General features: G+C 75.8%; 2 protein-coding genes. Both read right to left on the reverse strand.

The features are described 5' to 3' along the window. The coding region (locus ACTIDRAF_RS29795) for a type I polyketide synthase (protein WP_157163138.1) at positions 1–4,194 on the reverse strand (4,194 nt) is incomplete at its 3' end. A gap of 52 nt (positions 4,195–4,246) precedes the next feature. Then, a partial coding sequence (locus tag ACTIDRAF_RS0218980; protein ID WP_016700310.1) for a type I polyketide synthase occupies positions 4,247–5,717 on the reverse strand: 1,471 nt, incomplete at its 5' end.

Raw genomic sequence — 5,717 nt, forward strand, 5'->3', positions numbered from 1 at the left:
GTCGCGGAAGTTCACCCCGGAGGCCCGCACCGACACCCGGATGGCGCCGTCGGGCAGGTCCGTGACCGGGTCGGTCGCCTCGGGTGCGACGCCGTCGACGCTGCCGCGTCCGTCGGCGGCCAGCCGCCAGGTCCCCTCGGGGGGCGGGGCCACGGTCGCGGCGGGGGACGGCTGGAGCCGGGGCACCCACACGGTGGAGTCCCGGACCGCCGCCTGGGGTTCGCCGGCGGCGACGGCCGCCCGGATCTCGTCCAGGGGCACGCCGCTGCCCGGGGGCAGGTCGACGAGCAGGACCCGACCCGGATCCTCGGACTGGGCCGACCGGACCATGCCGCCCACGGCGGCGGCGGTGGCGGTCACCGGGGCGCGGTGCGCGGGGTGGGTGGCGACGCCACCCCGGGTGACGACGACGAGGCGGGCACCCGACCAGCGGGGCTCGGCGAGGAAGGTCTGGAGCACGGCGAGGGTGGCGTGGGCTGCGGCGTGCACCGACCGGGGTTCGTCGTCGGACGGCGCGAAGGCGGGCCACACCAGGGTGTCGGGTTCACCGTCGACGGCGGCCAGGGCGTCGGCGGCGGCGAACTCGTCGAGCACGTGCCAGCTGCCGGTGTCCTCGGTGGACCCGGGGGTGACCGAGGTCCACTCGACGCGGTAGAGCGGGTCCGCCCGGACGTCGGTGGTGGTCCCCTCCGGTGCGGTGACGGTGGCTTCCCGCAGTTCGGTGACGCGCCCGGTGAGCACCGGTTCCCCGGCCCCGTCGGCGAGCAGGACGTCCAGTTCGCCGGTGTCCCGGCGGTGGAGGACCGCGCGGACCTCGGCGGCGCCGACGGCGTGCAGGCGCAGCCCGACCCAGCTGGCGGTGAGGGTGTCCGCTCCGAGCAGGCCGGCGGTGCGGGCGGCGGCCAGGGCGGTGTCGAGCAGTGCCGGGTGCAGGTCGAAGTGCCTGGCGTCGCGGGCGCGGTCGACGGGCAGGTCGAGGTCGGCGAGGACCAGGTCGTCGGAGCGCCGCAGGCGGCGGAGCGCGCCGCCCTCGGCGACCGCGAGCTCCTCCACGTCGTGGGGGGTCTCCGGGGGCGCCGGCACCGGGGCGGCACCGCCGGTGGTCAGGCGTCCGGTCGCCAGCTCGGTCCAGGTGGTCGTTCCGTCGACCCGGCCGTGGACGGACAGGTCGCTGGCGGCGTCCCCGTCGGGGACGAGGGTCACCCGGAGGTGGACGTCGGTGCCGTCGGGGACCGCCAGCGGCTCGGCGACGTGGAACTCGGCGACGGTGTCGTGCCCGGCCTCGTCGCCGGCCCGGACGGCGGTCTCCAGCAGCGCGCCGACGGTGACGACGACCTGCCCGCGCACCGGGTGGTCGGTCAGCCAGCCGTGGGTTCCCGAGGCGAGCCGCCCGGTGAGCACCACACCGCCGGAGCCGGGCAGGTCGACGACGGCGCCCAGCACCGGGTGGTCGGCGGCGGTCACGCCGAGCCCTCGGGGGTCGGCGGACTGGCCGGAGCCGCTCAGCCAGAACCGTTCCCGCTGGAACGGGTAGGTGGGCAGGCCGACGACGTCGCCGCGGCCGAGCACGGCCTCCCAGCCGACCGGGGTGCCGGCGCAGAACAGGGCGCCGAGCGCGGTGAGCACGTGCGCCGGTTCGTCGCCGTCGCGGCGCAGGGTGGACACGACGGGCACGGACTCGTCGAGCACCAGCCCGGCCATCCCGGCCAGGGTGGAGTCGGCGCCGACCTCGAGGACGGCGGTGGCGCCGAGGTCACCGAGCTTGGCGAGGTTGTCGGCGAACCGGACGGTGGAGCGGACGTGCTCGGCCCAGTAGGCCGGTTCGGTCCACCGGTCGGCGGTGCCGCCGGTGACGTTGGACAGGCCGACGAACTCCGGGGCCCGGAACTCGACGCTCTCCAGCACCCGGGTGAACTCGGCGAGCACCGGGTCCATGTGGGCGCTGTGGAAGGCGTGCGACACCCGCAGCCGGGTGGCCTTCACGCCCCGCCCGGTCGCGGCGGCCACCACCTGCTCCACGGCCTCGGCGTCGCCGGACACCACGACCGAGGTCGGGCCGTTCACGGCGGCCACCTCGACGCCCTCGACGAGCAGGGCGTCCACGGTGGAGGGGGCGGCGGCGAGGGCGGCCATCACGCCGCCGGGGGGCAGCCGCCGCATCAGGCCGGCGCGGGCGGCGACGACCCGGCAGGCGGCGGGCAGGTCCCACACCCCGGCGACGTGCGCGGCGGTCACCTCGCCGATCGAGTGGCCGCCGACGATGTCGGGCCGCACCCCCCAGGAGGCGAGCAGCCGGTACAGGGCGGTCTGCACGGCGAACAACGCGGGCTGGGCGTGGCCGGTGTCGTCGAGCAAGTCCTGGTCGTCGCCGAGGACGACGTCGCGCACGGAGAAGCCGACCTCGGGGTCGAGGGCGGCGCACACCTCGTCGAAGGCGTCCCGGTAGGCGGGGAAGCGGGCGTGCAGCTCGCGGCCCATGCCGATCCGCTGGGTGCCCTGGCCGCCGAAGAGGACCGCCAGCCGTGGGGGCACGGCGGTCCCGGTGCGCACCCGGGGGTCGGGCTGGTCGCGGGTGAGCGCGTCGAGGCCGGCCAGCGCCCCGGCGTGGTCCTCGGCGAGCACGACCGCGCGGAAGTCCAGCCGCGCGCGGGTGGTCGCGAGGCTGCGGGCGATGGTGCCCAGCGGCAGGTCGCGGTGGGCGGTGAGGTGTTCGGCCAGCCGCCCGGCCTGGGCGCGCAGCGCCTCCTCCGACCGGGCGGTCACCACCAGCGGTGCCGGGAAGGTGTCCGGGTCGGCCGGGGTGGGTTCGACCGGGGGGCCCTGTTCGAGGACGACGTGGGCGTTGGTGCCGCTGATGCCGAAGGAGGACACGGCGGAGCGGCGGGGCCGGCCGGTGTCCGGCCACGCCGTCGGGTCGCTGGCGAGGGCGACGGTGCCGCCGGACCAGTCGACGTGGCTGCTGGGTTCGTTGACGTGCAGGGTGCGGGGCACCCTGCCGTGGCGCATGGCCTGCACCATCTTGATGACGCCGGCGACGCCGGCGGCGGCCATCGCGTGCCCGATGTTGGACTTGATGGACCCCAGGAGCAGGGGGCGGTCGGGGGTGCGGCCCTGGCCGTAGGTGGCGATCAGCGCCTGCGCCTCGATGGGGTCGCCCAGCGCGGTGCCGGTGCCGTGCGCCTCGACGACGTCGACGTCGCCGGTGGACAGGCCCGCCGAGGCCAGCGCGGAGCGGATCACCCGCTGTTGGGAGGGCCCGTTGGGGGCGGTGAGGCCGTTGGAGGCGCCGTCGGAGTTGACGGAGGTCCCCCGGATGACGCCGTACACCCGGTGTCCGTTGCGGAGGGCGTCGGACAGCCGCTCCACCAGCAGCATGCCGGCGCCCTCCGACCAGGCGGTGCCGTCGGCGTCGTCGGAGAAGGACTTGCAGCGGCCGTCCGGGGACAGGCCGCGTTGGCGGGCGAACTCCACGTAGATGGTGGGCACCGACAGCACGGTGACGCCGCCGGTGAGGGCCAGCGAGCACTCGCCGGCGCGCAGCGACTGCACGGCGTGGTGCAGGGCCACCAGCGAGGAGGAGCAGGCGGTGTCGACGGAGACGACGGGTCCCTCGAACCCGAAGGTGTAGGCGAGGCGTCCGGAGGCCACCGAGCAGCCGTTGCCGGTGAGCAGGTAGCCCTCGACGTCGTCGCGGGGGCTGCTGCGGTGGTTGTACTCGGCGGCGGGGATGCCGACGAAGACGCCGGCGCCGCTGCCCCGCAGCCCGGTGGGGTCGATCCCGGCGTGTTCGAAGGTCTCCCACGCGGTCTCCAGCAGGATCCGCTGCTGCGGGTCCATCGCCAACGCCTCGCGGGGGGAGATGCCGAAGAACTCGCGGTCGAAGTCGGCGGCTCCGGTGAGGAACCCACCGCGCCGGGTGTAGCAGCGGCCCACGGCGGCGGGGTCGTCGTCGAAGAGGTTGGCCAGGTCCCAGCCCCGGTCGGTGGGGAAGTCCGAGGTGGCGTCGCGGCCGGTGTCGACGAGGTCCCACAGGCTGTCCGGGTCGACCACGCCGCCGGGGTAGCGGCAGCCCATGCCGACGATGGCGATCGGTTCGGTCGAGCGGTCCTCGATTCGCTTGAGCCGGTTGCGGGTCTCGTGCAGCTCCGAGGTCACCTGCTTGAGCAGGTGCAGCATCCTGTCTTGTTCCACCATGGGGGACCTCGCTGGGTTCGCGCTGGTTGTCGCTGGTCTGGGGCGGGCCGCGCTAGGAGATGCCGAACTCCCGGCTGAGGAGATCCGCGAGTTCGTCGGCGGAGGCGTCGGCGATCCGGTCTCCGACGCCGACGGCCTCGGCTGCCCCGGCCCCCGGGTCGGGGGTGGTGAGCCGGTCGGCCAGGGCGTGCAGGCGCGCGGCGAGCGCGGCCCGGCCGGACTCGTCCGCGCCGAGCGCGTCGAGGGCGGTGTCCATCCGGTCGAGCTGGGCGAGGAGGGCGGAGGTGGACGGCACGCCGTCCAGGTCCAGTTCCCCCAGCAGTGCCCGGCCCACGGCCCTGGGCGTGGGGTGGTCGAAGGTGACGGTGGCGGGCAGGGTGAGGCCGGTGGCGGCGTTGAGCCTGTTGCGGAACTCGACGGCGATGAGCGAGTCGAACCCGAGGTCGGCGAAGGCCTCGTCCGGTTGGACCCGGCGGGTGCCGCCGTGGCCGAGGACCGCGCTGGCGCAGTCGACGGCCAGGTCGGTGAGCCGTTCCACCGCCTCGCCTGGGGAGAGACCGGTCAGCTGCCGCACCAGGGTGGAGGTGTCGGCGCCGGTCGCGGCGGTGGTGGCGGTGCGGCGCACCGGTCCGGCCAGGTCGCGCAGCAGCGGCGGTGCGGTGGCCTTGAGCCGGCGGGTGTCGAGGCGCAGCGGGACGAGCAGCGCCTCGGGTCGTCGGGCGGCCTGGTCGAACAGTCCGAGGGCCTGCTCGGCGGTCAGTGGTGGGAAGCCCTGGTCGGTGAGTCGCCGGCGTTCGGCGTCGGAGAGGTCACCGGCCATGCCCGTGTCGGCCCACAGGCCCCAGGCCAGGGACTGGCCGGGGAGCCCTCGGTGGCGGCGGCGGAGGGCGATGGCGTCGAGGGTGGCGTTGGCCGAGGCGTAGCCGGCCTGGCCGGGGGCTCCGAGGACCCCGGCGGAGGAGGAGAACCCGACGAAGAAGGACAGGTCGTGGGTGCGGGTGGCGTGGTCGAGCAGCTCCGCCGCGTCGGCCTTGGGTGCCAGTAGTGCCCGGACGCGGTCGGTGGTGAGCGAGCCGAGGACACCGTCGTCGACGGTGCCGGCGGCGTGCACCACGCCCTGCAGGTCGGGGTGGGCCGCCAACAGCGCGGTCAGGGCGTCCGGGTCGGTGACGTCGCAGGTGACGACCGTGACGGCGCCGTCGTGGTCGGCGACGAGCTCGGCGGCGCCCGGGGCGTCGGGTCCCCGGCGGCCGGCGACGACGACGTGCCGGGCTCCCCAGGAGCGGACCAGGTGGCGGACGAGGTGCGCGCCGACGCCGCCGGTGCCGCCGGTGACGAGGACCGGCGCGTCGGGGTCGAAGGCCCTGGGCACGGTGACGACGATCTTGCCGACGTGCCGGGCCTGGCTCATGAACCGCAGGGCCTCGGAGCACCGGCGGATGTCCCAGGTGGACATCGGCAGGGGGGTGAGGGAGCCGTTCTCGAAGAGGGGGAGGAGTTCGGCGAACATCTCCTGGATCCGC

Source organism: Actinoalloteichus spitiensis RMV-1378 (assembly GCF_000239155.1).
In the GTDB taxonomy this organism is placed as follows: Bacteria; Actinomycetota; Actinomycetes; order Mycobacteriales; family Pseudonocardiaceae; genus Actinoalloteichus_B; species Actinoalloteichus_B spitiensis.